Source organism: Allobosea sp. NPDC055353 (assembly GCF_053644975.1).
Genome location: NZ_JBSHMC010000001.1, coordinates 558,790 through 584,286, shown reverse-complemented (window position 1 = coordinate 584,286; position 25,497 = coordinate 558,790). Strand labels below are relative to the sequence as shown.

Here is a 25,497-nt window from a genome sequence, read left to right as displayed (position 1 = left end):
TTTCCGGCCTTCTGATCCGAGACCATTTGCTGGATCGCCGCAGGCTTGAGTTTCCGGCCTTCATCACGGCGGCAGGCTGGGTGTTCCGCCGGGATTCTGCAGCAGGATCGGAGGCTTGTTGCCGATGGCCCCGTGCGGCCGATCCTTGTTGTAGTATCTGAGCCAAGCCTCCATCTTTTCCGTCGCATCCGCAAGCGTCAGGAACCAATGCGTGTTCAGGCATTCGCTGCGGAAGCGGCCATTGAACGCCTCGATGAAGGCGTTGTCAGTAGGTTTCCCCGGGCGCGAGAAGTCGAGCGTGACGCCCTTGGCATAGGCCCACAGGTCGAGGTCTCGGCTGACGAACTCGGAACCCTGATCGACCCGGATCGTCCTCGGATAGCCAAGTTTCGCGCAGACCCTTTCCAGCGTGGCGACGACGTCCTCGGCCCGGTAGCTGAAGCGCGGATCGATCGCCGGCGAAAAGCGCGAGAAGGTGTCGACCACCGTCAGAACCCGGATCTTGCGACCTGTGGCGAGCTGATCATGGACGAAGTCCATCGCCCAGACATCGTTGGGCCGTGTCGCCGGCGCGCGATCCTCGCGCAGCTTCGCCTTGACCCCGCGCTTGGGCGTCTTGTTCCTGAGCTGCAAGCCTAACTCATTGTAGATCCTTCGAATCCGCTTCTGATTGACATGCCAGCCCTCGCGCCGCAGCAGCACGTCCACACGGCGATAGCCATAGCGGACTCGGGTCTCGCAGATCGCCTTGATCCGGGCAGCCAAGGGGGCCTGGTCGGGCCGGAACGACTTGTAGTGGTAGCTCGACGTGTCGAACTCCAGGACCGCACAGGCCCGCCGGATCGACACCTGCCACTCGCCACACATCACGCCGACGAGCTCGCGCTTGCGACCAGGCCTCAGAGCTTTCGGCGGATGACGTCCTGCAGCATCTCACGGTCCAGCGCGAGATCGGCGACGAGCTTGCGCAGCTTCGCATTCTCGTCCTCGAGCTGCTTCAGCCGACGCATCTCGGCCGGCAGCAGACCCTCATACTTCTTCTTCCAGTTGAAGTAGGTCGCCTGGCTGATTCCGGCCCGTCGGCAGATCTCCGCCACCGGAATTCCATCCGCGCCCTGCTTCAGGATGAACGCCTTCCGCGCGTCTGAGAACTTCGAATCCTTCATTGTCTTCCGCTCCTCCCAGCCCATGGGAAACGACGCGGAAAACTCTAACCCAAAGCGATCCAGTTTTAAGGGCTCAGATCAGGCTCAGATCATAGATCAATCAGCCAGGGAAGAAGTTAAGGTTAGCGCCCACCGGTGCTCGCTGCGCGCGGCCCAGTGACCAAGTCGCCAGCGCTGCTTGATCGCTTTGCACGCTGCATTACAACTCGTATAAGCACGCACACCATTTAAACCCTTTGCCGCCAGCGAGCTTTCCGAGCCAATGTCCAACCCGCTGATCCTGATCCCGGCCCGCATGCAGGCGACGCGCCTGCCCGGCAAGCCGCTCGCCGATATCCATGGCGAGCCGATGATCGTGCATGTCTGGCGCCGGGCGGTCGAATCCGGGGCCGGCGATGTGGCGGTGGCGACCGATGCGCCGGAAATCGCGGCCGCGATCGAAGCCGCCGGGGGCAAGGCGGTGATGACCAGCGCCGAGCATCAGACCGGCTCGGACCGGATCAAGGAAGCGGCCGACATTCTCGACCCTGACAGGCATTACGACATCATCGTCAATGTGCAGGGCGACTTCCCGACGCTGGCTCCCTCGGCCATCGCCGCCGCGGTGAAACCGCTTTCTGATCCGGCTGTGGATATCGCGACGCTGGCGGGCGTGATCGACGACGAGGAGGAGAAGACGGCGCCGAGCGTCGTGAAGCTCGTCGGCAGCGAGATTGCGCCCGGCCAGCTGCGCGCGCTCTATTTCACGCGCGCCACGGCGCCTTATGGCGAGGGGCCGCTCTATCACCATGTCGGCCTCTACGCCTATCGCCGTGCCGCGCTCGACCGTTTCGTCAGCCTGCCGCAATCGCCGCTGGAACTGCGCGAGAAGCTGGAGCAGCTCCGTGCGCTGGAAGACGGCATGCGCATCGACGTCATGGTCATCGACCATGTGCCGCGCGGCGTCGACACGCCGCCCGATCTCGATCGCGCTCGTGCGTACCTAGCCGCCAAGCCATTTTGATCGGGCGTGACAGGCGTGTGAAGACCAATACGGGCTGGGCGGATTGAGCCCATGTTCATGAAGCGCAAACAAGAGCCGATGATGATGCCGATCCAACCAGGTAGCCTGCTATCGCTCGACGAGTTGCGCGGGCCGGACCGCTATCGAACCGATTGCGTTTGTCAATCGGCAAGGCAGCTCGCCCATCTCGGCAGACATGCGGTGCTTTCGCGCGTCTTGGCGTGACAAGATGTTCCTCGACACACGGGGCCGAGGTTTCGGCGCGCATGTCATGTTCGGCGGTATTGGGAAATGTGGTTGACGGAATCCATTGCCTGCCTGGTCGCCCCTGGCATGCAACCTCTCGCCATCCTGCCGCGTGGTGTTCTGGATCCGTAACTGCTTCGACGCCTTCCTGGTGACCTGAGACCCTGATCTTCCTCCAGATTTGAGTAGAGTCCGTCACTCGCTGATCCGAGACCATTTGCTGGACAGCGGGAACTGGCGGCGCGCCGACGAGAGCTGGATGTCCTCCGAGCGCGAATGCGCGCGCTTTCGCGAGCATACCGGACTACCGACCCGGCTCCTCAGGATCGCGACCAATCTGGACCTGTTCGGGGCCGCTCAGCCCGACGCCGAGCTCGCCTGCGACATCTGCTTCACCGGCTCCTACTGGGGCGTTCATCGCGAGATCGCATCAGCCTCGTGCCCGAAATACTCGATGCCACCGTACGCATCGTCGGCGCCGGCTGGGAGGCGGTGCCAGAGTTTACTGCGGCCACGCAAGATCTGGCGCCCTATAAGCAATGCCGGCGATCTACGCGAGCGCCAAACTGGTGATCGACGACGCCAACCATGTCACGGTCAATAACTGCTCGGTAAACAGCCGGGTCTACGACGCGATCGCCGCCGGCGCCCTGCCGATCACCAACGGCATCGCAGGCGCATATGAGGCTTTCGGGGACCTGTTGCCGACTTATCAGGATGCCCATGGCCTGACCGGGCAGATTCGCCGATGGCTGGCGGACGAGCCAGGTTGCCAGGCGCGCGTCGCCGCGCTTCGCCGCCTGGTCATAGAGAAGCATGGCTTCGAGCACCGCGCCCGGGATGCCGTGTGTTCTCTGTCGGAGCCGGCCGATGTGCCGTCCATCGCGGTGACGGGAGACGGGCCGTGTGCCCGAGCAGCGGACCAGGCCCCGCCCGTCGCGCTCGGCCCGCTCATGGCCGCGCTGGCCCGCGCCAGCTGGATCCCGCCATCGGATTGGAACGGGCCGCTCGCGGCGGCTGCCGATATACGCCTGCATGTCGGCGTCGCACCACCCCTGCCGTACGGCCCGGTCAGAGCTCCGTCGCTGGATTCTGTCCGATGCTGACATGTTGTCGCTCCGCACCGCCGGGCACGAGAACGCCGTCTTCGTTCCCGCCGAGACAAGGCGCGCCATGTCCGACCTGCCGGAGGCAGTCCTGACCCTGGATTGACCGGACCAAGAAGCAGGGTTCGAGGCGTTCACGGCCCGTTAAGCAACCTGCTCAGATGGAACGCACCATCCCGGAAGCGTTGAATCCGCCGCGAGGTCCCTGTAACTATGCCCGCTTGGACAGGTTTTCTGAAATCTCGGATATCGCGCAGCGCAATGACTCCCCGTCGTGGTCAGTTTCGGTCTATTGCACCATGATGTCGGCAGTATCCCTGCTTTATCGCAGCCCGCAGACGACCGAAGAGCGTGGCCTCGACGCGCTCATCCCTGCCCATCCCGAGCCCTTGCAGCATGACCCCAATCTGCTCCAGATCATCATCGGAGCCCGCCGCAATCTGATCGCGGGCTGGACCGAGGGCCACTATCGCTCCAGCATCGACAGCTTCCGGATCCTGGGCCGGCAGATCGTGTTCGTGAACAGTCCCGAACATATCCGCTACGTCGTCGTCACCCGGCACGACAATTTCGAGCGGAAGAGCCCGCAGATGCGGCGCGCGCTCGAAGCGCTTCTGGGAGACGGCCTCTTCATCAGCGAGGGCGAGACCTGGAAAAAGCGTCGGCCGCTGGTCGCGGACATCGTCCATAAGCGCCGCCTGCCCGAATTCGGCCAAACCATGGAAGATGCCGCGCTCGCCGTTGCGGCCGAATGGGCCGACCTGCCCGCCGGGGCGGAAGTCGAGCTCACCGAGGAAATGGGCCGCCTCACCGCGGCGATCATTTCGCGCGCCGTATTCGGCAAGAATATCGCACGCGAAGCCGCCCAGCAAGTCATCGACGGTTTCAGCGCCTATCAGCGCCATGCCGATTCCTTCAATCTCGGCTATTTCCTCGGCGCGGACGAAGGCTGGCCGGCCTTTGGCGGCAAGCGCCGGCGCCAGGCGATCGCGATGGTGCACGGCGTCGTCGAAAACGTCATCAACGCCCATCTTGCCGGCGAGGGCGATGCCGGCTCGATGGTCGACCTGCTAATCCGCCGCAACCAGAAGAGCGGCGGGGCGCCGCTGGACGTCGCGGCGCTCCGCAACGAGGCAGCGACGATCTTCATGGCCGGGCACGAGACCACGGCGACGACGCTGAGCTGGGCCTGGTACCTGCTGGCCAACGCCCCCTGGGTCCGCCAGAGCGTCCATGACGAGATCGCCACGGCCTGCGGCGACAGGGCGCCGGCGCTCGCCGACCTGCCGCAACTGCGCTGGTGCCGCGCGGTGATCCAGGAAACACTGCGGCTCTATCCGCCGGTTCCGTTGCTGCCGCGGCAGGCGCGCGAGGCCGACCGCATCGGCCATATCGACGTCGAGAAATCGGCGCTGGTGATGATCGCGCCCTGGCTGCTGCACCGCTCCCCCGACCTCTGGGACAAGCCGAACCATTTCCTGCCGGAGCGCTTCCTGTCCGGCGCCCGGATCGATCCCTTCGCCTATATCCCGTTCGCGGTCGGCCCGCGCATTTGCCCCGGCATGAATTTCGGCCTGGACGAGGCGACGCTGTGCCTGGCCATCCTCGCCCAGCGTTTCGAGGTTCTGCCGCGGGAAGGCTACAAGGTCGAGCCGGTCTGCCGCTTGACCCTGCGCCCCAAGGGTGGTCTGCCCGCTCGGGTGGTCGCGCGCTCGCGTCCTCCAGAGAGCTGACGAGACGATTGCCATGCAGGCCCTTGAGAGAGTGCTGCATCGTGCCCTGCGGCGCCTGCCGATCCCGCTCGTTTCCGATATTGGCGCCCGGCTGGCCTGGCTCAAGATCCGGCTCATCGATCCCAAGGTCGCCCGGAAGGCCCGCGACAATATCCGGCGCCATTTCCCGGACATGCCCGCGGCCGAGGTCGAGCGGCTCGTCTGGCGCTTTGTCGATAATGTCGGGCGTCTGATGGCCGAATTCTCCATCGTCCACCGTTTTGCGGAGTCGGGGCGACTGGAATTCGTCGGCCCCGAAGCGGCCCGGGCCCAGGTCGGCAAGGTGCCGACGATCGCGCTCTGCCTGCATCTCGGCAACTGGGAGGTGCTGGCTTCGGCCATGCAGATGATCGGCGTTCCGGTCGCCTCGATCTCGGAGGTGCCCGAGAATGCTGCCCATCGCGACATCGCCGACGCGACGCGTAGCGCCTTCGACGTCAAGGTCCTGCCGCCCGACCGGAACGGGGCACTCCGGGCCTTGTCCATCCTGAAGGGCAACGGCGTGCTGGCCCTATTCCCCGACGAGAAGCGCGTCGGCACGATGATGGCGCCCCTGTTCGGGCGGCCGCCACACGCCAAAGGCAATCTCGCGCTGGCGGCGAAGCTCGCCCGGCGTACCGGGGCGCAGCTCGTGGTGGTCTATTGCGAGCGGCTGGACGGCGTGCGCTTCCGGCTGCATTTTGAGGGGCCGTTCCACATGGATACCGGTCCGAGCGATCCGCTCGTGGATGTCGCCTTCCTCAACAGCCGGATCGAGCCTGCGATCCTGCGCTATCTCGACCAGTGGTACTATCTGGACGACTCGATCGGCCCGATCGCGTAGACCGGACGCACCGCAATCCCCCACGGAGAACGCCCCGTGCCAGCGCCCTCCCCGCCGAAAGTTGCCGTCATCTCCGGCGGCTCCAGCGGTATCGGCCTGGCCTGCGCGCGCGTGCTTCTGGGGCGCGGCTACCACGTCGCCCTGCTGGCCCGCGACCCGGGTCGACTACACGATGCCGCGGCCACACTCGGCGCCGAAGCGTGCGTCGATCTCCTGCCTGTCGATGTCGCCGATGCGACAGCCTGTCAGGCAGCCATCGCCGAAATCGCGTCCCGGCACGGGCGGATCGACTGGCTGATCACCTCGGCCGGCGTCGTCGAGCCCGGTCTGTTTCGCGATCTCGACCTCGCCGCCCATCGGGTGCAGATGGAGACCAATTATTTCGGGACACTCCATCTGATCCAGGCCGCCGTTCCGGTCATGCGCAGGCATGGCAGCCGGATCACGCTGGTCTCTTCCGGCGCAGCCTTCATCGGAATCGCCGGCTATAGCGGCTATGCGCCCGGCAAGTTCGCCGTGCGGGCCCTTGCGGAGATCCTGCGCCTCGAGCTCGCAGAGGACGGCATCGTCGTCAGTTTCGTCGCACCGCCCGATACCGAGACGCCGCAGCTGGAAGACGAGAGACCGAAGCGCCCCGCCGTGACCCGTCTGATCTCCGAACAGGGAGGCACGATTAGCGCAGGACAGGTCGCCGAACGGATGATCGCCCAAGCCGAAGCCGGAGCGTTCTTTCTCGCTCCCTCGCGTACGATGGCGTGGCTGGCCCAGTTCCATAGCCTGTACAGGCCGGTCCTCGCATGGCAACAACGGCGCATTCTCAAGCGGAACCGGATCAACGATCCCCAATCATGAGCGCCTCGACATCCGACCGGATCCCGGTGCAGCACAGGTGTTACCCGCGGTACAACGCATGATCTATATCTGCTACGGCATCACCAAATCCGCGAGCACCTTTCTCTATCAATTGACCGAGGAGGTCTTTCGCGCGGCCGGCAGGCCGATCGTTCGGCTTGGCAAGCCCTTCCGGAAGCCCGACTCGATCGAAAACTATTTCAACTTCATCGATCATGAACTTCTGGCCGAGATCGAGAGCCATGCTGCCCCCAAGGATGTCGTCCTCAAGACCCATGGCCCGCCCTGCGGCAACGTCGCTCAGATGGTGGCGGAGGGCCGGATTCTGGCGAATGCTTCGATCCGCGATCCGCGCGAGGTGGCGCTCTCGATGATCGATCACGGCGACCGTTCACGGCGCTGGCGGGTTTTCTCATTCTCGGAGTTTGCAACGGTATCGGACACGCTGAACGCGATCGATATCCAGCTCGGCGTCTTCAGGGACTGGGCTGCCGCCGGCCCGGTCGAGGTCTTCACCTACAACGAGATCTGCTATGATAGCGCCAGCGTCGTGCAGGCCATTGCGCGCCAGATCGGGGCGACGGTGGACAGCGCCAGCGTTCTCGACCGGTTCCGCCACAAGGGCAGCATCGGACAGTTCAGCAAAGGCAAGGCACTGCGCTATTCGGAGATGGCCGTCACCGATCAGGCGATCTTCCTAGAGCGTTACGCCGAGCTCTACGCCGCGTTCACCTTCGATACCGATGCCGCGCGCCGGGTGGCGGCCGAGCAGGCCTCGCTCACGCTGCGCCCCACCGGCGAGCTCGCCCAGAGGATCACCAATATCCGGCGCCGTTTCCGCATCTGAGCGTGGACGCCGACAGGCTCGCGCCAGCCGAGCCTGTCTCAGCCGAGGACGCGGTCATAGACCGCCTTGACCCGCTCGGCATGCCGCGCCGGCGAGAAGAACTCGGCACGTTTGCGCCCTCGGGAGACCAATTCAGCGCGCAGGTCCGCATCGGCATCAAGGGTCCGGATCGCATCGCGGATCTCCTCGATATGGTAGGGATTGACCAGCATCGCCGCATCCCCGGCCACCTCCGGCAGGGAGCTGGTGTTGGAGGTGATCACCGGCGTCCCCAGTAGCATAGCCTCAAGGATCGGCAATCCAAACCCTTCATAGAGCGAGGGGAAGAGGACGCCGCGAGCGCCGCGGATCAGGGACAGGAGCGAACCCAGCGGCACGTAGGGCAGGCGCTGGACGCGCCGCTCCGGCCGGATATGCGAACCGTCGAAGCGCCAGCTCAGCAGGCGCTCGTCCTTGAGCATTTCGACATCCTGCTCGTAGAGCCAGCCCAGGCCGCCGACCAGGACCAGTGGTCGCGTCGACCCCGAAGCGGCATAGGCCTCGACCAACCGCGAGATGTTCTTCTTAGGTTCGACGGCGCCAAGGAACAGGAAATACTCCTTGAACGTCAGCCCGTATCGATTGTCGACATCGCGCGCCGCCTCCTCGTCCGAAACGGACAGCGCCGCCTCGCTCATCGAAACGGATTGCCAGGTATTGGTGATGCGATCGTCCGGTATCTTGAAGAATTCCTGGACGTCCTTTCGCGTGAACTCCGAGACCGTGACGATATGGTCCGCTTTCTCCGCGAGATGCTTGATCATCGTGTAGAAGTATTTCTTCTTGTCCAGCGTCGCGTAGGGCAGGCGTAGCGGCACGATATCATGGATCGTGTAGATATTCGCCGCGCCCTTGACGAAGGCCGGCGTCGGGCGCGTCACATGGAACAGGTCATGCCGCCCTTCGGGCCGTACCGGCATGCGATGCCCGAAGCGGTTGAAATGCATAGAGGCGCGCTCCCAGAGGCGCACCGCGCCATAGGTCGGATGGCTACGCTCCGTGGAGACGCCGGAGCTCCGGTCGACAACGATCCGCGGGGCCGGCAGGCGCTGCGCCTTGACGCCGCCCAGGACGCCGGTCGTCCAGTCGATCGCGCGGGCGACCTGCTTCAGCGGATCGATGGCCTTCGGATCGACGGCATCGTTGAGGACGACTTCCGACAGAAGCGGGTCCCGGCGGTTGATGCGCTGCTCGGTACCGATCAGCAATTCCACATCGTAGCCCAGCCCGGTCGCCGTGCTCGCGAGGTTGCGGGCATAGGTCGCGATGCCAGTGCCCTGCTTGAGCTGGGTCGCGTGGGCTTCGAGGAGGATATTCTTCGGCACCGGCTCTGGTCCCTTCTCTGACGGTCTCGTTTCAAGCGGTCGCCCGCAGAATGATGCGGCCAGGCACGCTTCATCAAGCTCCGATCCGGACAGACCGATCGAGCGCCGATCGATGTCCGGCTCAGCCTTGCAGGATCTGTTTCAGCGACGCATCGCCGAGATTGCGGATTTCCCGGACAAGACTATCGACGGCATCGTCGATCTGGCTGTCGGTATGGCTCGCGTTGATGAAGAAGCGCAGGCGCGCCGCCTTCTCGGGCACGCCCGGCGGAACGATCGGAAAGGCGTTGATGCGCTGATCGAGCAGGCTCTGCGCCAATATGACGGTCGGCACGGTCTCGCCGATGACAATCGGCACGACGCCGAAACCCCAGCTTTCGCCGGTATCGAGCCCGGCATTCCGCGCCCGCGTCCGAAACCGCTGTGATTGCTGCTGGAGCCGCGCAATGCGATCCGGCTCGCGCACCATCAGATCGAGCGCGACAGTGGCAGCAACCGCATTCGATGCGGGCATGCCGACGCTGTAGACGAAGCCCGGCGCCTGATGCTTCAGCAGATCGACCACGACGGCGCAGCCGGCGACATAGCCGCCGCAACTGACGAGCGACTTCGACAGCGTCCCGAGCCAGAGGTCGACGCTATCCGGCGCGACGCCCTGATGCTCGAAAATGCCGCGCCCGGTGGCGCCGAGCACGCCCAGGCCATGGGCGTCGTCGATCATCAGCCACGCGGAGAAATCCTGCTTGATCGCGACGAGGCGCGCCAGATCGGGGCCGTCGCCATCCATCGAGAACAGGCCTTCGCTGACGATCAGCACGCGCTCGAAACGATGCCGGTCCGCCGCCAGCATGGCTTCGAGCGCATCGAGATCGTTATGCGGGAAGAACCGCCGCGTCGCGCCGGACAACTGGGCGCCGACCACGACGCAGTTATGGATCAGGGCATCATGGAGGATCAGATCCTTCGGGCCGAGCAGCGTCGCGATTGAGGAGACCGCGCCGGCATGGCCGGAGACGAAGGCGATACAGTCCTCCGTCTCGTAGTTGCGGGCCAGCGCCTGTTCGAGATCGCGATGGACGCGGCGCTCGCCGGCCGTGATCCGGCTGGCCGAGACCGAGGTCCCGAACGCCGCCACGGCCTCGCCCACGGCATCGGCGATCTCGCGGTGGCCGTTCAGACCGAGATAGTCGTAGGAGGCGAAATTGACGACGGGTTTGCCAGCGATCACCGAGGTCGCGCCGGCCTGGGCATCATGCAGGCGGTAATAGGGATTCTGCAGTTTGGCGAAATCGGCAAAGCCGCGCTGGAACTTCATCTGCTGGTAGAGCGGATGATCCTCGAAGGCCATGCTGACGCGCGCTCGCGGCCGGGCGTTTCGCGCGGCCGCAGGCATCGCGCTGCGCGGCGCCTCGTTCATCTGCGCCAGCAGATCGGAAAGGGCGCCGTCGGACAGGGGCTTGTTCTCGTCACTCATTCTGCGGCGCCGCGGCTGGGCCGGCGAACCATCTCCTCGATCTTACTCGCCTGTTCCGGGGAGATGTCCATCTTCGAATGGACATTGGCGAGCCGGATGATGGTCGCCTGCATGTTCTCCGAAGAGGCAGGCTCGGCCGCTTCCTCTCCCTCGGTTTGATCGAGCTGGTCGACGATCGTGCCGGCCATGTCGAGCAGGCTGCGGTCGCCGGTGCCGACCACGGCGATCTGGACGCCGATGGCGGCTTCCAGGGCCATGTGAAGCTCCAGCGCCATCAGCGAGTCGAGGCCGAGATCGGCAAGCGGACGCGAGAGATCGACCTTGCCCTCCGCCATGCGCAGGATTTCGGCAACCTCGCGGCGCAGCACACCGGTGACGATCCCGACGGCCTCCTCGCGACTCTTGCCGCGCAAGGTTGAGCCGAGATCCTCGGCATGCATCGTTCGTGCCTCGCCTCCGGGCTGGGCCAGTTCGAGGAAGGCCGCGCTCTTGAGCAGGCCGAGCTTATCCGCTCCGGAGCTGGACGAGAGACCGGCATAGAACTGCACGGGATCGGCAGCGTTGCCGAGGCTGAGCAGCCGGCCGAGATGCGCCAGCGCCTCGAACGCGCGCATCGGCACCACGCCCGTCGCCCGGCGCAGGCGCTGTCCGAGCTGCTTGTCGCGCGCGATCAGGCCGACATCGGAGATCGCACCCCAGCCGATGGCGAGACCGGGCTTGCCCCGGCTCCGGCGGCCGCGCATGAAGCCTTCGAGGAAACCATTGGCGGCGACATAGGCCCCCTGTCCCGGGCTGCCGATCAGCGTCGTCGCCGAGGAATAGGCGACGAAGACGTCGAGCGGGTGTTCTTCGGTAGCATCAGCCAGGCTGATGATGCCGTCCACCTTGGTCCGCAGCACGGCCCGCAGGCGCTCCGGCGACAGATTGGCGATCAGCCCGTCATCGAGATGCACCGCCGCATGGACGACCCCCCTGAGCGGGCCATGCTTCCCGGCCAGGCGGCCGATCGTTTCCGCGACAGCGGACTTGTCGCAGACATCGAGTGCCTCGACGACGACTTCGACGCCGCTCGCGCGCATCTCGGCGAGCTGGGGAGCGAGATCGTCATCGACGGCGCCGCGGCGGGACAGAAGAGCGACCTGCGAGGCTCCCTTCCGCGCCAGCCATTGCGCCGTCGCGAAGCCGAAGCCGGTCGTGCCGCCGACCACGACATAGAGACCGGGGCGAGCGGCATAGTTCAGCGAGGCCAGGTCGGTCCGCGCGGCACGGGGCGGGCGGATCACGATCTTGCCGACATGTTCGGAGGCCTGCATGGTCCGGAAAGCGGCCCCGACCTCATAGGCCTCGAAGCTGCGATAGGTCAGCGGCCGCAGGCCCTCCTTGCCGAAAGCCTCGGATAGTTTCGCCATCATCTCGCGCACGAGAGCAGGGTCGGCAGCCAGCAATTCGTCGAGATCGACACCGCTATAGGCGATGTTGCGCAGGAACGGCCGCAGGGCGAGCTGCGTATTGTCGAGGAAGTCGCGCTTGCCGAGCTCGAGGAAGCGCCCGAAGGGCTTGAGCAGGCGGAAACTCGCCAGCATCGCCGGCCCCGCCAGCGAATTGAGCACGATATCGACATTGCCGATCTGCCTGCGAATCTCGTCAGCGAAGCGCTCCCGCCGCGAATCGAAGACGGCATCGGCTCCGGCAGCCATGGCGATGGCGCGCCGCGCATCGTTGCTTGCGGTGCCCAGGACCTCAGCGCCGTGCAGCTTGGCGATCTGGATCGCGGCAAGTCCGACGCCTCCGGCCGCACCATGCACCAGCACCTTCTCGCCGGCGCGGACATGGCCGCGCTCGACCAGAGCATACCAGGCCGTGGAGAAGGCGACGGGGATCGTCGCAGCGGCCTCGAGGTCGAGGCCTTCGGGGACCGGGAAAAAATGCCAATCGGGGCAGATGATGTGGGAAGCGAAGGCGCCGGCGGCGAAGCCCATCACGGGATCGCCCGGCTGCAGGCGCGTCACGTCGGGCCCGACCCGGCTCACCCGTCCAGCGCATTCGAAGCCGAGCGCCGCGCGCGTCAATCCAGCGCCGAGCAGGTCGTCGTCGAGGAGACCAAGGCCGACCATGAGGTCGCGATAGTTCAGACCGGCGGCAACGACCTCGACCTCGATCTCACCCTCTCCCGGCTCATGGCGTGCTTGCCGCAGCCATTCGAAGCCGTCGAGGCCGACGCCGTCGGCAAAGTGCAGGACGGCACGCTCGTCGGAGCCGAGTGGCGCATCGCGCTCCATGCCGCGCCGGACACGGCTAACCTCGATCCCGGAAGCGGTGATCCGCAATTCCCGCTCGGCGTTTTCTGCCTCAAGAATGTCGGCGAGCCCCGCCGCCGGCGAAGACGAGGCGATATCGACGAAGCGCAAGTCGATCTCGGGGTACTCGTTGATCGCCACCCGCATGAAGGCGTGGATACCGGCCTCCTCTCCCGCACGGATGTCGTCACCGGCCGAGGCAGCCTCGGCCAACACCAGCATCCGGCAAGGACGCTGGGCGGCGGCCAGCAGCTTCAGGACGACGATGAGCGTATCGATGCGCCCGGACAACCGGTCGAGCGATGTCGGATTCGCGGCTTCAGGCGCCACGACGACCGTCGCACGCGCGCCTTCCGGCAAAGCTTCGAGCCATGCGGCAAGCTGCCCGCCCCCGTCATCCATGAAGAGCGGAGCCGCCATCAGGCCGTAGCGGCCGCGCGGATCGGCAGCCCCCTGCCCGGTCATCACGGCGACCGCGTTCGGAGCATGATGGGGCGCTTCGACCGAAGCGCCCCGCGCGCTGATCAAGGCCAGCGCCCCATCCTGACTCTGCCCCGACTCCACTGCGGTGGCGCCGGCCTCCTCAAGCTGGCGGCACATGCCAGCCAGCCCACCATGAGGCAAACTGCCATGCCCCTGCCAGATGGCAGGCGTTGCCGCGCCGAGCAGGAATGAAAGGTGAAGGTCGTCGCCGGGCTGGGCGAGCAGGATCGGCGCATCACCGGCGAGCAGCCCCAGGGCACCGCGGATCGCCAGCGCATTCGTCTCGAGGAACGGAGACAACGGCATGTCGAAGCCGATCAGCGCATCGAAACGACTCGGGGCGGATTTCTCGATACCGTCAATCACGAGCATGTCGAAGACACTGCCCATTCCCGGCCCATGCCTCTGCTCGTCGGCCCTCTCGACATTCGCCACTGCGAAGGTCGCCTGGATGCGCCCGGCCTGGACGGCCTCCGCCAACGCCTCGGTCAACCCGCCATTCCAGCCGCCGGCGACGAGCACGCGCAAGGGCCGTGAGGCCGCCGCGGTCCAGCCGTCGAGTACCTGCTTTGCCACGTCGCGCATCGACGCGCAGATGCCGCGCAGATCCCACTGGTCATAAGCGAAACCGGCGGAGCGGGCGTCGATCTCGCCCCGCCGCAGAAAGGGGCCGGCTTGGACCAGCGCCTGTGCGGCCAGGCGCAATTCACGGTTTGCCGCCGAGAAACGCTGCTGGAGCGTGCCGAGCAGGGCCTGAGGCGACGGCATGGCGAATGTCGCGGAGAGCCGCGTGCCATCCTCCGTGCTGTCCAGACCACCGGCCCTCGCGAGAATGTCCCTGGCCATGCCGAACAGCGGCTCGGCAACGGCTGCGACCTTGCCCTCGATGACGACACTTTCGAAACTATCGCCACGCTCCGATGAGAGCAGATCGCGGCCGAGGCTCCGCGCCAGGGAAATGGCGAAGGCCTTCAGCAGCAGCGACAGCTGCTGCGCCTCCTCGGACGGGCCGCCAGCTTCATCAAAAGCGGGAGCCGGCAAGGCGACCGGTGCGATCGCGAGACGGTCCTCGCGGAAGGTCCGCTCGATCATGAAAGGCTTGACGAGATGCACGGAGCGCAGGACCGCGGCCTCGATCGAGGCGACGCGCCCGCCATCCTCGTCCATCAACGCGACGGAAAGCGTCTTGAAGCGGTCGGTCTCGGTCTCGAGCTTCGTCACCGAACGGGCGACACCCACGCCCGGCTTCCAGACGCGGATATGCCGGAAGCGGATCGGAAGATGCGCCTTGCGCTCGCCATCCCGGTTGGGGCGGGCCAGGAAGAGTCCGTGGAAGCTGGCATCCAGAGAGACCGGGTGCAGCACATGCCGGTCGTCATAAGCGCCGGTTCCGCCCTCGGGAACCCGGAGACGGCTCTCGCCGACGGTCTCGTCCCTGAGAGTCGAGATCACCGACCGGAAGTGCGGTCCGTAATCGAGCCCGGCACGCTCGGCCGCGGCATAGATTTCCGCCGCCTCGCTCAGAATAGGCTCATGGACGGTGGGAAGCGGGAGCAACGGCAACGCCGCCGCATTCTGCAAGGGAGCGAGCGCGCCCCGCGCGTGCATGATCCAGTCGCCGGTGGCGAAGCGGCGCCGACTCCAGATCTCAACGGTGCCGGTATGCTCGAAATAGCGGGTCGAAACCTCGCGGGTCTCGTCATCGCCGAAGGTCATCGCCTTGGTAATGTCGAATTCCGCGATCTCGAGCGACACCTCTCCAAACAATTCGCGGCCGGCGGCCAGCGCGAATTCGATCAGCGCTGCGGCCGGCATCACCACGCCACCATCGACGCGGTGATCGTCGAGATAGGGCAGCAGCACGGGATCGAGCAGATTGCGCCATTCCGCCGAGCCGTCCGAAACGCGCGGCCCGAGCAGCGGATGCAGCGGCAGGCTCGCGATCAGGCGGCCATGGACGCTGATCGCCTCGACCGTTTCGTCGAAGCGATATTCCTCCGGCTGGAAAGGGTACGGCGGCAGAGATTCGACCATCGTCGGGGCAGACCCGAAAGCCGCCTCCCGGTCATGGGCGACACCGTTGACCACCAGGCGCACGACAACGCCGCGGATCGGGTCGCGGTCGGCAAGATCATTGGCCGCCAATGTCGGCAACACCGGATTCTGCGCCTCTCCTGCTCGCAGGATGTCCGAGATCGGCCCGACCAGGAGCGAGCGCGGCGCGATTTCGACAAAAGCCGCATCCGGGTGAGCAGCCAGTACGGCCGCAACCGCATCGGCGAAGCGGACGGGCCAGCGGATATTATGCCACCAGTAATCCGCATCGAGCTCATCGGGGACCAGTAGTTGCCCCGTCACCGTCGAATAGAACGGCACGCGCGGCGCCTGAACAGCTATAGTGCCGAGATCGGCGACAAGCGCCTCCTGAATCTCGTCGAGCGCCCGCGAATGGAAGGGATAGTCGACATGCACCGGGACACCGGCGATGCGGCTCTTGCGCGCTAGCCGCGCCAGCGCCTCAAGCTGGCCGGCAGGGCCGGAAACGGTCGTCGAGGTCGCGCTGTTATAGGCGGCGATATCGACATCCTGCATGCCGGCTTCAGCCAGCAATTCCTCCACTTTCAGTGCCGGGCAAGCCAGGACCAGCATGCGCCCCTTGCCACGCACCGTTTCCTGATGATGACTGCGCTTGTGCATGATCCGCAGCGCGTCACGCCGGGAGATCAGGCCGGAACATTCCACCGCCGCGATTTCCCCGACGCTATGGCCGAGGCTGCCGACGGGACGAATGCCGTATTCGATCAAAGCGAGGGCGAGCGCGGACTGAACCGCGAAAATCAGGGGTTGTGCGATCGAGGTCTGTTCGAGCTGCTCGTCCGAAACCCCGTCGCGCAAGCGATTGGCGATCGACCAGCCGGCAATCTCCGCATAGATGCGGTCGATATCGTCGATCTCCCGCCGGAAGATGGCATTGGTGCGATAGGCTGCGCGCCCCATCCCCACGAATTGCGCACCATTGCCGCTGAATACGAAGACCGCAGGCCGCTCGGCGCCATGGACCACGGCGGCAGAACTGTCCTTGCGGGAAGCGGAACCTTGAGCGAATGCCCGCAGGCTTGCCGCCACATCCGCTGCGGCGGGCGGTTTCTCCTGGATGGGAACGGCGAGCCGATGCGGCAGCAGCTCGCATTGATAGGCGAGCGCACTTGCAACGCGCGCGACAGACAGATCGCCCGAAACCGCCCCTGCAATCTGCAGCGCGCGCTCTTTCAGCGCATCGGCAGTGCTTGCTGAGACCAGCAGCACCTCGGCCGGACGGGGAGCCGCGCCATTCGCTCTGCCCCGCTCTCCACCACGCGCCGAGCGCAGGATCGCATGGCCATTGGTGCCGCCGAAGCCGTAATTGCAGATACCGGCGAAGAGGTCGCGCCCATCGGACGGCAAGGCGAGAGGCTGGGCGAGAGGCTGTAGATTGAGATCGCGGAAAGGAATCGCCGTATTGGGAGCTTCGGAAAACAGCGATCGGGGAACGAGACGCTGTTCCAGTGACAAGCTCGCCTTCAGCAAGCTCGCGAGCCCGGAGGCCGCCTCCAGGTGACCGAGATTAGACTTGATCGACCCGATCGGCAGTGGCGCCGTGCGATGTCGGCCGAGCGCCTCGCCGATGGCGGCCGCCTCGATGGGATCGCCAATCTTCGTTCCGGTCCCGTGCGCTTCCACAAAGGCAAGGGCCTCGGGATCAAACCCGGCATTCCGATAGATCGTCTCGATCAGATGCTGCTGGGTTTCCTGCGACGGCAGCGAGATGCCGTTGGTGCGGCCATCTGCATTCGTGCTGGCGGCGACGACGACGCTGCGAACGCGGCGGCCGGCTGCGATCGCTTCGGTCTCCCGCTGCAGCACCAGCACGACCGCGCCCTCGGAGCGCACATAACCGTCGGCGGCCTCGGAGAACGGCCGGCACAGCCCCGTCGCAGACAGCATGCGCGCCTGCGAAAAGCCGATAAAAGGCACCGGCGAGAGTAGCATGTTCACGCCGCCGACGATCGCGAAATCGACTTCGCCGGCACGAAGCGCCGCCACGGCCTGCGCGAGCGCGATGAAGGAAGAGGAACAGGCCGCATCGACCGTGAAGCTCGGCCCCTTCAGGTCGAACACGTAGGATAGCCGGTTTGCCAGAATCGACAGGGCGTTGCCGGTCATGAAGTGGCTGCCGATGACGGCCGGATCGAAGGCGCCGGCACTCTGGTAGTCGGCGAGCGAGGCGCCGACATAGACGCCGACATTCCCGCCGGCCAGCGTCGAGGGCGGCAGGCCGGCATCCTCGAAAGCGCGCCAGGCAGTCGTCAGCAGCAGGCGCTGCTGCGGATCCATCTGCTGGGCCTCGCGCGGGGAGATGTTGAACGGCGTCGGGTCGAATCCGAACGCATCGTCGAGATAGCCGCCGGCGAAACTATAGGAGAATCCGGGAGCGGGATCGCCCGGCCGCAGGAAGCGCTCGACATTCCAGCGCCCGCGAGGCCGCTCGGAAACAACGTTGCGACCTTCCAGCAGCAGCTTCCACAGCGCTTCCAGGCTATTCGCGCCGGGTAGAATGCAGCCGGCGCCGATAATGGCTGCCTCTACGGCAGTTGATTGCTTGTGAAACGACATAGACTTCGACAATCCCAGTGCTCTCACGCAATCACGGCCGATATTTTACGGCACACTAGTCTCGCTCCGATCCTTGCTCGCTGATACGGGGCATTGCGAAAAAAAACAATCCAAACTCAGTCTAAACCTGCTTCACAGTCTTCGATCCTCCGAATGAACGACGACAGCGCGGCGAAGTACTCGGTCCAAGTCAGGCTGGCATACCCCGAAGAGGGCGCCAAACGACGCGGCCCGACCGGCAGGAACGAGGCAATCGCCGCCTCCCAGCCGAGACCGTCGATGGGGTCGACAAAAACGGTCTCGGGATGGCCGACTTCACGATGAGCCGGAATATCGGAGGCGACGACCGGCGTACCAAGCGCCGCCGCCTCCACAACCGGCAAGCCGAACCCCTCGATGAAGGACGGCATCAGCAATGCACGCGCGCCGCTGATCACCCGCTTCAGCGCTGGCGTGGAAAGGCCTTGGACCGCATGGATATAGGTGCTCACACCGCCGGAACGCCGCAGGCGATCGAGAATCAGATCGCCCTGCCAGCCCTTGGCGCCGGCGATCACCAGATGCGGGGTTGCCGCGCCAAGTCGGCGGTGCAGCCGCTTCCAGACCTCCAGCAGCAGGAGATGGTTCTTCCTGAGTTCGATCGCGCCGCACACGACGAAATACGGGATCGCAGCGAGCGTTGGATCGGGGTCAGATGGCTCTCGGAAGATGGAGGGAACAGGAAGAGGCAGCGCCAGCGTCGGCAGCGTCCTCGCACCGCGACGCTCGAGTTCAAGTTCGATCGCCAGCTGGGCAGTGCGGGTCGTGACGATCAACCCGGCGGCATAACGCGCCGTCTGATCGACCATCGCCGCGTGAGCCTTGACCGCACCGGGCGAGACATATTCCGGCATCTCCAGCGGGATGACGTCATGCAGCATGAAGAGTGGGCGCACGTCGGGGCGCTTGTTTAGCCAGCGCAGCAGGTAGGGGACCGCGAGGCCGATCTGGCCGACATTGACGTAGACCGTCCCAGGTTTGAGGGTTTTCACGACGTCTTTACCGAATCCGATGCCCGTTGCCTTGAGTAGCGAGGTCATTCGGGTGGACACGGCGAGACCGCCGTTCCGCGGAAGATGCCAGGACGACTTACCTGCCTGCATCGTCGGCGCTAGTGACATCCAGGCGCCGTCGGCCGCCGGCTGCCTGTTCTCGGCCCAAAGCTCTTCGAGCCGCGTCAGCCCACGTAGAGCTCTCTCCCGAGGGAACGCGCGCGTGCCCCAAGCCGTGGGCAGGATCGCCCAGCAGTCATCGTTCGAATGCTCGAAAAAATGGCGTGCATAGGCGAGATCGACCCGATCGATCCCGCGAGGCGTCAGGGATAGTGGCCCCAAGAATAGCCGTGTCGCATCATAGGCGATCGGCACAACAAGACCCTGGCACAGTCAGCTGAAATCGGTTGCCGATCGTCACAATCTTTACACAGCACAACGAGCCGGAATGCCCAACAGTCGCATGGCATACGTTTCTCGCAATCGCAACACTTGAAACGCATTGCTAGCTCGGCAATAGCTAGCCGACCTCTTCCGCACCGAGCAGTCGACTTCATTGATACGCATCAATAACAGCCTCGTCGGCGCCATCGAGCGTAGGGCCTTGGCCTGGCTCGTCCGGCGGATGCCGCGGAGCGTCACCCCCGACAAGCTGACCGCCTTCGGCATCTTCGGCGCGGCACTCACGCTGGCGGGCTATGGCCTGACGGTCTGGTCGCCAAGCTTCCTGTGGCTGGCCTCGCTTGGCCTCGTCTTCCACTGGCTGGGCGATTCGCTCGACGGCAGCCTCGCACGCTTCAGAATGATCGAGCGGCCCAAATACGGCTATTTCCTCGACCAGACCATCGATGTCGTTGGCAACCTGCTGATCTGTGCGGGCATGGGTCTGTCCGCCTACGTGCGCATGGACGTCGCCCTGCTGGCGCTCGCCGGCTATCATGCCTTGTCGATCTATTCGCTGGTCAAGGCCTGCGTTTCCGGCGAGTTCCATATCTCGCTGGTCGGCTGGGGTCCCACAGAAATGCGTCTGCTCATCATCCTGATGAACACGACAATCTTCTTCTTCGGCGCACCACCCTTCACAGTCGTCGGCCTGACCATGACCTGGTGCGACGTCACCATCCTGCTCATGGCAGCCGGTCTGTTCACGACCTTCGTCTGCCTGCTCGCGGGCTATGCGGCCCAGCTTGCGCACGAGGAAGCCGCCAGCCACAAATAGGGACGAAACGGCCGGAAGAGGCCGTTTTCGCCCCTCTTATCCGTAATAGGCGATATATTTCCGGAAATAATCTTCCCAGGTCAGCCATTCGCCGCGCACGAGATATTTGCGCCTGGCATCCGCCCAGCCGATCCCCAGCGCCGCCGCGACCTTCGGATGGATTGGCACCTGCAGCCGGCGCAGCGAATTGAGCGATCCCGGCAGCCAGAAATTCAGCGACAGCCCCAGTTCCTTCGTGACCTGCCTGACCAGCATCTTCATGATCCGGCCATTGGGATGGGCCGTCGTGTAGAAGGTCTGCTTCGTCCTGAAATTATCGAGGATATAGGCGCCGATTCCCGCGGGGAACTTCCGATCCATCTCCTCAAGCCTTGTCTGCTCGAACTGATGCAGGCGCTTGAAATCGATGACCCGCTCGATCGCGAGCGATTCATAGGTGCGAAAGCGCTGCTCCGGATCGGGGATCTGGCGCCGCAGCCGCCCGAGCAGTCCGTCGAAATAGGTGAACTCGAAATTGGGGAGGTCGCGGTTGCGGGCGAGCCTGTCGTCCGGCCCGTTGAAGGCGTCGAAAGGCCAGGGTGAGGCGAAGCGCACGCAAGGGTAGCGCAGCGTCGGCAGGTCGCTCGGAACATCGGCGCGCAATGGATATTGCTCCCATTCCCGGATGTCCTGGATCAGGAGAAGGTCGCATTCCTGCAGGTCGCGCCGGCCTTGCTCATGCAGGTTCACCGGCAATTCCATGTAGTGATGCTTGACCGAGAAATGTCGCGTGAAGCCGGAATGATAGCGCAGCGCCTCGGCCAGGAGATTGCCCTGGCAATTGCCGAAGATGACGATCTGCTTCTTTCGGCTCCCGGAGAAAGCGGTCACCCCGGACGGCGCCGGCGACGCCACGGCCGGGGCATCGGCCGAGACGCGACGCAGATCGAGTGAGCGCAACAACAGGCTCGCATTGCGGAAATGGCGCAGGCGGATATCGATCGTGCGCGGCACGCCGGCATCGAGCCCGATATCCTGAGGCACGGTGAATTCGAACGAAACACGGCCTGTTTCCAGCTCGCTCGCCAGGAAGCGGCCCTTTCCGAGCCGAATGCCGTCCCGGGTTTCGACCTCAACCGCCAGAGCAGCCTCCGACGGACGCCGGGCTCGCTTCAGTTCGCAACCGATCTCGGCGCGATAGAGGCCGACCGGTAGCCGCAGGATCGCCGAACTGCGCCACAGTTTCAGGGGCGTGATGGAAAGCGGCGACAGACGAACCGCGCCGGGCAACGGCAAGGTCCGCAGCCGGCCGAGCAGGCGCCAGGGTTCGAGCTCGGCCGCAACGTTGTCGAGCTCCGTCGCTGCCGGTTCTCTATGCAACGTCACCGCGACCATGGTCAGCAGGGCGTTGCCGAAATGCGTGAAGCGGAACTCGAAGGGAACATCGGCACCGCCTTCGATACCCAGCTCACGCGGCACCTCGAAGGCCAAGCTCTGCTCGCCACCGCGCAGCTCCGCCGCGCTGTAGTCGCGCCAGGCGCGCAGGATGCGGTTCTGCGCGACGATTTCGAGTCCCATGACCGGGTGGTCGCCCTGAAGGGGCATGCGCACCCGGCAATGGAAGGACAGGCGATAGCGCCCCTCCGGCAAACGCAGGAAGGGGCCGTAGAGAAAGGCCTGGGCCGGGACCAGCAGGACGACGGAGACCGAACCATCCGCCCAGCGCCTCGCCGGCTCGCGCACCTCCATGACGGGCAGCAGCGAGCGGGAAGCGCCGTCATCCGGTTTCGGCATCGGTTCCAGCGGCGTTTCCGCTTGAGCTAGCGTATCCATCCTCGGTTCCAGCGAGTCGCTTTCGGCTTTCATGCGTCCATGACGAAGCTGATCGGCGCATGGTCTAGCATCACTCGCGCGAACATGCAGCCGGCAGCTTCGCACGGATGCGGGTTGATCTCGCCGGAAGTGCACTCCATAGAAGGGAACACGCTTTCTCGACCTCATCCCGGCACGGAAGAGCAAGCGACAGTTGCAATATACTCCCGGCCACTGGCGATGCTTGTTCCGTAGATCGATTGCGATGAGCCATTTTTCGTCACTGGCCGAGGTTCTGCAGCACCAGGCTATGTCTCGGCCGGATATCGCCGCCGTGACGGTCTATTCCGATCGCCCCGGCGAACGGCCGAGCCTGACCTTCGCCGCGCTTCACGCACAGGCCGCGCATCTCGCGCGCCAGCTCGCGGCCGAAACCGCACCGGGCGATCGCGCGCTGCTGATCTTCCCCTCCAGCGTCGAATTCGTCGTCGCCTATTTCGCCTGCCTGATGGCGGGCGTGGTCGCGGTGCCGATGATGCAGCCGCGCCGCAACGCAAATCACGACGCCAGCGCGGCGATCATCGCCGATTGCGCGCCGCGCCTCGCGCTGAGCCCGGCTTCCGATCCCGATCCGCGCGGCCTGCTGCGCGAGCGCCTGGCCGCGCATGGCATCCGTCACCTCCCGGTCGCGCTGGCGTCGGAGCCTGCGCCCCTCGACGCCTTCCGACCCAATGCCGACGGCCTCGCTTTCCTGCAATACACCTCCGGCTCGACCTCATCGCCCAAGGGCGTGATGGTGAGCCACCGTAACCTGATCGACAATCTCGCGATGATGCGGGAGCGTCTGGGGAACCACGCGGCTTCGGCGCATGTGAGCTGGATTCCGCTCTATCATGATCTCGGCCTGATCATGAACCTGCTGCAGCCGATCTATCTTGGCGCGCCCTGCGTCCTGCTGACGCCGTCAGGGTTCATGCATCGCCCGCTGAACTGGCTTCGCGCCATCCACGAGCATCGCGCCGAGGTCGGCGCCGCCCCGAACTTCGCCTTCGATCTCTGCGTCGACCGCTTCCGGCCGGAGCAGATGGAAGGCATCGATCTCAGCAGCTGGAAGATCGCCCTCAACGGCGCCGAACCGGTGCGGGCCGCAACGCTGGAACGTTTCGCCGCGACCTTCGCCCCCTACGGCTTCGCGCCGGAGACGATGCGCCCGGCCTATGGGCTGGCCGAGGCAACGCTGCTCGTGACCGCCGCCAAGCGGGGCTCCCTGCCCCGCACGCTCGACGTCAGCGGGAAGGCGCTCAAGGCCGCCCGCATCGCGCCGCCCGAGGACGCCGCCGATCGGCATGTCAGTGCCAGCTGTGGCGCGCCCATGACCGGGCTGACGATCGCCATCGCCGACCCGGAGACGCGGCGCCCGCTGCCGCAAGGGGCGATCGGCGAGATCTGGATACAGGCCTCCAGCATCGCCGGCGGCTACTGGCAACGCCCCGAGGAGAGCGAACAGACCTTTCGAGCCAGGCTGGAGACAGATGCCCCTGGCTCCGGCGGCTCCTGGCTGCGAACCGGCGATCTCGGGCATCTCGACGAAGCCGGCGAGCTCCATGTCGTCGGCCGCATCAAGGACGTGATGATCATCCGCGGCGTCAATCACTACCCGCAGGATATCGAAGCGACGGTCGCAGCCAGCCATCCCTCGCTGCGACGCGACCACGGCGCAGCCTTCACGATCATCGACGAGCACGACATCGAGCGCATCATCGTCGTCCAGGAGGTCGAGCGCACGCAGCGCCGTAACATCGCCGAGGCGGAAGTCGTCGCGGCCGTGCAGGCGGCGGTGGTCAACAATCACGATGTCGCCCTGCACAAGGTCGTGCTGATCCGGACGGGCTCCCTGCCGAAGACGACCAGCGGAAAGGTCCAGCGCAGCCTGACCAGGCTCCGGTGGCTGGAGGGAACGCTCGAGCCCTGGAACCTGTCGGGAGATGCCGAACACCGCAGCACGGCCTCCGCTTGACGGAAGTCCGCCAGCGCGGCAAGCGAAAGCCCCGCGCCCAATCCCAGGGATCATCATGCCGCCCGCTTCCGAGATCGAACGCTTCTGCCGGTCCAGTCTGGCCGCGATGCTCGACATCGACGAGGCCGGGATCGTGCCGGCAACGACCTTCGCCGGCCTCGGCCTCGACTCGGCCGCCGCCGTCCATTTCGTCCTGGAAGTCGAGCAGGAATACCGCGTTGAGCTCTATCCCGGCGTCACGCAGGACTACCCGACCGTCGCCCAGTTCGTGGACTATCTCGGCACCTTGAAACCACTCTAAGCTACGGGCGTTTCAATCGAATTTTGCAGGACAATCCTGCATCAACTGCCCTTTTCTGCGCGATCCGACCTCGACGGCACCGATGATCGGCGGTAGGTAGGCCCGGCCGACAGACCGATGCGGCAGGACGCTCCACCGGATGGACCAGCGCTGATGGCACATGCTTCAAACACGGCAGGCAGCCAGCACATGGGCAATGCCGAGGACATCATCCCGCGCGATATCCGCTTCGGCATCCTGGAGAACGCCCAGCGTCACTGGCTGGAAGACGACATCATCAAGACCGTGCTGATCGACGGGCTGTCGATCTTCCTGCCCGAGGGCGAGCGCTTCTTCATCCGCTCGCTGAAGCATTACGGCCCCAAGCTGCAGGACAAGGAACTCGCGACCGAGATCAACGGCTATTCCGTGCAGGAAGCCTATCACACGCGCGAGCACGAGGAATACAATCGCGCGATGATGAAGCTCGGCTACGATGTCGAGAAGATGGAGAAGCCGATCCGGCAGGGCTTCGAGATCGTCAAGAATCCGCTGCACCGGCTCTCGATTACCTGCGCGATCGAGCACATGACGGCGACCCTGTCGACGCTGACGCTGCGTCATCCAGAACTGATGGAGAAGGCCGCGCCGGCCTATCGCCGGCTGTGGATGTGGCATGCGCTCGAAGAGCTGGAGCACAAGGCCGTCGCGCTCGACGTGCTCAAGGCGGCAACGCCGGGGATGTCGAGCTGGAAGCGCTATTTCGTCCGCGTCCTCGGCATGAACGGCACGTTGTTCCCCTTCCTCGTGCTCTTCCTGCGGAATGTGCCGATCTATGCGACGAACGACGGGGTCAAGACGGGCCTGCGCTTCTGGCTGCGCTTCTTCTGGGTGACCATGGTCTATCCCGGCTATTGGCGGCGCTGCCTGCCAAACACGCTGCGCTACTACCTGCCGGGCTTCGACCCCCGCAACAGCGACGACCAAGAGCTGATGCGCAAGGGGCGCGACTGGCTGGCGGCCAATCTGCCGCCGCCGCCCGCCACGGCGGCCCCCAAGCCCGGCGTCTGAGG

17 protein-coding genes are annotated in these 25,497 nt (G+C 65.2%); 11 read left to right on the top strand and 6 right to left on the bottom strand.

Translation table 11 applies throughout. The features are described from left to right. Window positions 1–63: 63 nt before the first annotated feature. Window positions 64–1,166, bottom strand: a protein-coding gene (locus ACWIEX_RS02620; protein ID WP_454033445.1) for an IS3 family transposase whose coding sequence is annotated in 2 segments (ribosomal slippage) — window positions 64–905 and window positions 905–1,166 — 1,104 coding nt in all. Because the reading frame shifts where the segments join, the coding sequence is not laid out codon by codon here. Window positions 1,167–1,428: 262 nt separating this feature from the next. On the opposite strand from ACWIEX_RS02620, the gene ACWIEX_RS02615 reads away from it, so the two are divergent. The 7 genes from ACWIEX_RS02615 to ACWIEX_RS02585 all read left to right on the top strand — a co-directional run bounded on the left by ACWIEX_RS02615 (window position 1,429) and on the right by ACWIEX_RS02585 (window position 7,815). Continuing rightward, entirely contained in the window at window positions 1,429–2,169 is a 741-nt protein-coding gene (locus tag ACWIEX_RS02615; RefSeq protein ID WP_454031590.1) for a 3-deoxy-manno-octulosonate cytidylyltransferase, read from the top strand. A gap of 51 nt (window positions 2,170–2,220) precedes the next feature. Beyond that, window positions 2,221–2,394, top strand: a complete 174-nt coding sequence (locus ACWIEX_RS02610; protein ID WP_454031589.1) for a hypothetical protein — start codon at window positions 2,221–2,223, stop codon at window positions 2,392–2,394. A gap of 560 nt (window positions 2,395–2,954) precedes the next feature. Then, the gene (locus ACWIEX_RS02605) at window positions 2,955–3,521 is read left to right on the top strand and encodes a glycosyltransferase family protein (protein WP_454031588.1); all 567 of its coding nucleotides are present in this window, start codon (window positions 2,955–2,957) and stop codon (window positions 3,519–3,521) included. Window positions 3,522–3,820: 299 nt separating this feature from the next. Continuing rightward, window positions 3,821–5,254: a cytochrome P450 gene (locus ACWIEX_RS02600; RefSeq protein WP_454031587.1), complete on the top strand. Its 1,434-nt coding sequence runs from the start codon at window positions 3,821–3,823 to the stop codon at window positions 5,252–5,254. 13 nt (window positions 5,255–5,267) lie between these two features. Further along, window positions 5,268–6,116 carry a lysophospholipid acyltransferase family protein gene (locus tag ACWIEX_RS02595; protein ID WP_454031586.1) on the top strand — a complete coding sequence of 283 codons (849 nt, stop codon included), beginning with the start codon at window positions 5,268–5,270 and terminating at the stop codon, window positions 6,114–6,116. 36 nt (window positions 6,117–6,152) lie between these two features. After that, window positions 6,153–6,968, top strand: a complete 816-nt coding sequence (locus ACWIEX_RS02590; protein ID WP_454031585.1) for an SDR family NAD(P)-dependent oxidoreductase — start codon at window positions 6,153–6,155, stop codon at window positions 6,966–6,968. A 58-nt stretch (window positions 6,969–7,026) separates the two neighbouring features. Then, entirely contained in the window at window positions 7,027–7,815 is a 789-nt protein-coding gene (locus ACWIEX_RS02585; protein WP_454031584.1) for a hypothetical protein, read from the top strand. Window positions 7,816–7,853: 38 nt separating this feature from the next. Here ACWIEX_RS02585 and ACWIEX_RS02580 read toward each other — a convergent pair whose 3' ends face one another. From ACWIEX_RS02580 to ACWIEX_RS02565, 4 genes are all read right to left on the bottom strand, one after another. Then, on the bottom strand, window positions 7,854–9,179 hold the full coding sequence (locus tag ACWIEX_RS02580; protein WP_454031583.1) for a glycosyltransferase family 4 protein: 1,326 nt from the start codon (window positions 9,177–9,179) through the stop codon (window positions 7,854–7,856). A gap of 121 nt (window positions 9,180–9,300) precedes the next feature. Beyond that, on the bottom strand, window positions 9,301–10,653 hold the full coding sequence (locus tag ACWIEX_RS02575) for an aminotransferase class I/II-fold pyridoxal phosphate-dependent enzyme (RefSeq protein ID WP_454031582.1): 1,353 nt from the start codon (window positions 10,651–10,653) through the stop codon (window positions 9,301–9,303). Continuing rightward, window positions 10,650–18,086 (bottom strand): SDR family NAD(P)-dependent oxidoreductase, encoded by a 7,437-nt coding sequence (locus ACWIEX_RS02570; protein WP_454031581.1) that lies wholly within the window; start codon window positions 18,084–18,086, stop codon window positions 10,650–10,652. The genes ACWIEX_RS02575 and ACWIEX_RS02570 overlap by 4 nt, the downstream gene beginning before the upstream one ends. A gap of 116 nt (window positions 18,087–18,202) precedes the next feature. Then, window positions 18,203–19,492 (bottom strand): glycosyltransferase family 4 protein, encoded by a 1,290-nt coding sequence (locus tag ACWIEX_RS02565; RefSeq protein ID WP_454031580.1) that lies wholly within the window; start codon window positions 19,490–19,492, stop codon window positions 18,203–18,205. A gap of 181 nt (window positions 19,493–19,673) precedes the next feature. Here ACWIEX_RS02565 and ACWIEX_RS02560 point away from each other — a divergent pair, with 181 nt between their 5' ends. Next, window positions 19,674–20,336, top strand: coding sequence for a CDP-alcohol phosphatidyltransferase family protein (locus ACWIEX_RS02560; RefSeq protein WP_454031579.1), 663 nt, complete (start codon window positions 19,674–19,676; stop codon window positions 20,334–20,336). 36 nt (window positions 20,337–20,372) lie between these two features. On the opposite strand, the gene ACWIEX_RS02555 is transcribed toward ACWIEX_RS02560, so the two are convergent. Further along, window positions 20,373–22,109, bottom strand: a complete 1,737-nt coding sequence (locus tag ACWIEX_RS02555; protein ID WP_454031578.1) for a WcbI family polysaccharide biosynthesis putative acetyltransferase — start codon at window positions 22,107–22,109, stop codon at window positions 20,373–20,375. A gap of 283 nt (window positions 22,110–22,392) precedes the next feature. Between ACWIEX_RS02555 and ACWIEX_RS02550 the strand changes: the two genes are divergently transcribed. The 3 genes from ACWIEX_RS02550 to ACWIEX_RS02540 all read left to right on the top strand — a co-directional run bounded on the left by ACWIEX_RS02550 (window position 22,393) and on the right by ACWIEX_RS02540 (window position 25,495). Then, entirely contained in the window at window positions 22,393–24,144 is a 1,752-nt protein-coding gene (locus ACWIEX_RS02550; protein WP_454031577.1) for a fatty acyl-AMP ligase, read from the top strand. Between the two features lie 55 nt (window positions 24,145–24,199). Next, window positions 24,200–24,445, top strand: a complete 246-nt coding sequence (locus tag ACWIEX_RS02545) for an acyl carrier protein (protein WP_170843427.1) — start codon at window positions 24,200–24,202, stop codon at window positions 24,443–24,445. 153 nt (window positions 24,446–24,598) lie between these two features. Then, complete coding sequence (locus tag ACWIEX_RS02540) at window positions 24,599–25,495, top strand: metal-dependent hydrolase (protein WP_454031576.1); 897 nt, start codon at window positions 24,599–24,601, stop codon at window positions 25,493–25,495. The last annotated feature ends 2 nt before the right edge of the window (window positions 25,496–25,497 follow it).

Bases quoted from the DNA above. Each gene is read 5' to 3' on its own strand.
- ACWIEX_RS02545 (WP_170843427.1), top strand. From the start codon at position 24,200: ATGCCGCCCGCTTCCGAGATCGAACGCTTCTGCCGGTCCAGTCTGGCC.
- ACWIEX_RS02550 (WP_454031577.1), top strand. From the start codon at position 22,393: ATGAGCCATTTTTCGTCACTGGCCGAGGTTCTGCAGCACCAGGCTATG.
- ACWIEX_RS02595 (WP_454031586.1), top strand. From the start codon at position 5,268: ATGCAGGCCCTTGAGAGAGTGCTGCATCGTGCCCTGCGGCGCCTGCCG.
- ACWIEX_RS02570 (WP_454031581.1), bottom strand. From the start codon at position 18,086: ATGTCGTTTCACAAGCAATCAACTGCCGTAGAGGCAGCCATTATCGGC.
- ACWIEX_RS02615 (WP_454031590.1), top strand. From the start codon at position 1,429: ATGTCCAACCCGCTGATCCTGATCCCGGCCCGCATGCAGGCGACGCGC.
- ACWIEX_RS02600 (WP_454031587.1), top strand. From the start codon at position 3,821: ATGATGTCGGCAGTATCCCTGCTTTATCGCAGCCCGCAGACGACCGAA.
- ACWIEX_RS02575 (WP_454031582.1), bottom strand. From the start codon at position 10,653: ATGAGTGACGAGAACAAGCCCCTGTCCGACGGCGCCCTTTCCGATCTG.
- ACWIEX_RS02610 (WP_454031589.1), top strand. From the start codon at position 2,221: ATGTTCATGAAGCGCAAACAAGAGCCGATGATGATGCCGATCCAACCA.
- ACWIEX_RS02605 (WP_454031588.1), top strand. From the start codon at position 2,955: ATGCCGGCGATCTACGCGAGCGCCAAACTGGTGATCGACGACGCCAAC.
- ACWIEX_RS02540 (WP_454031576.1), top strand. From the start codon at position 24,599: ATGGCACATGCTTCAAACACGGCAGGCAGCCAGCACATGGGCAATGCC.
- ACWIEX_RS02585 (WP_454031584.1), top strand. From the start codon at position 7,027: ATGATCTATATCTGCTACGGCATCACCAAATCCGCGAGCACCTTTCTC.
- ACWIEX_RS02555 (WP_454031578.1), bottom strand. From the start codon at position 22,109: ATGCCGAAACCGGATGACGGCGCTTCCCGCTCGCTGCTGCCCGTCATG.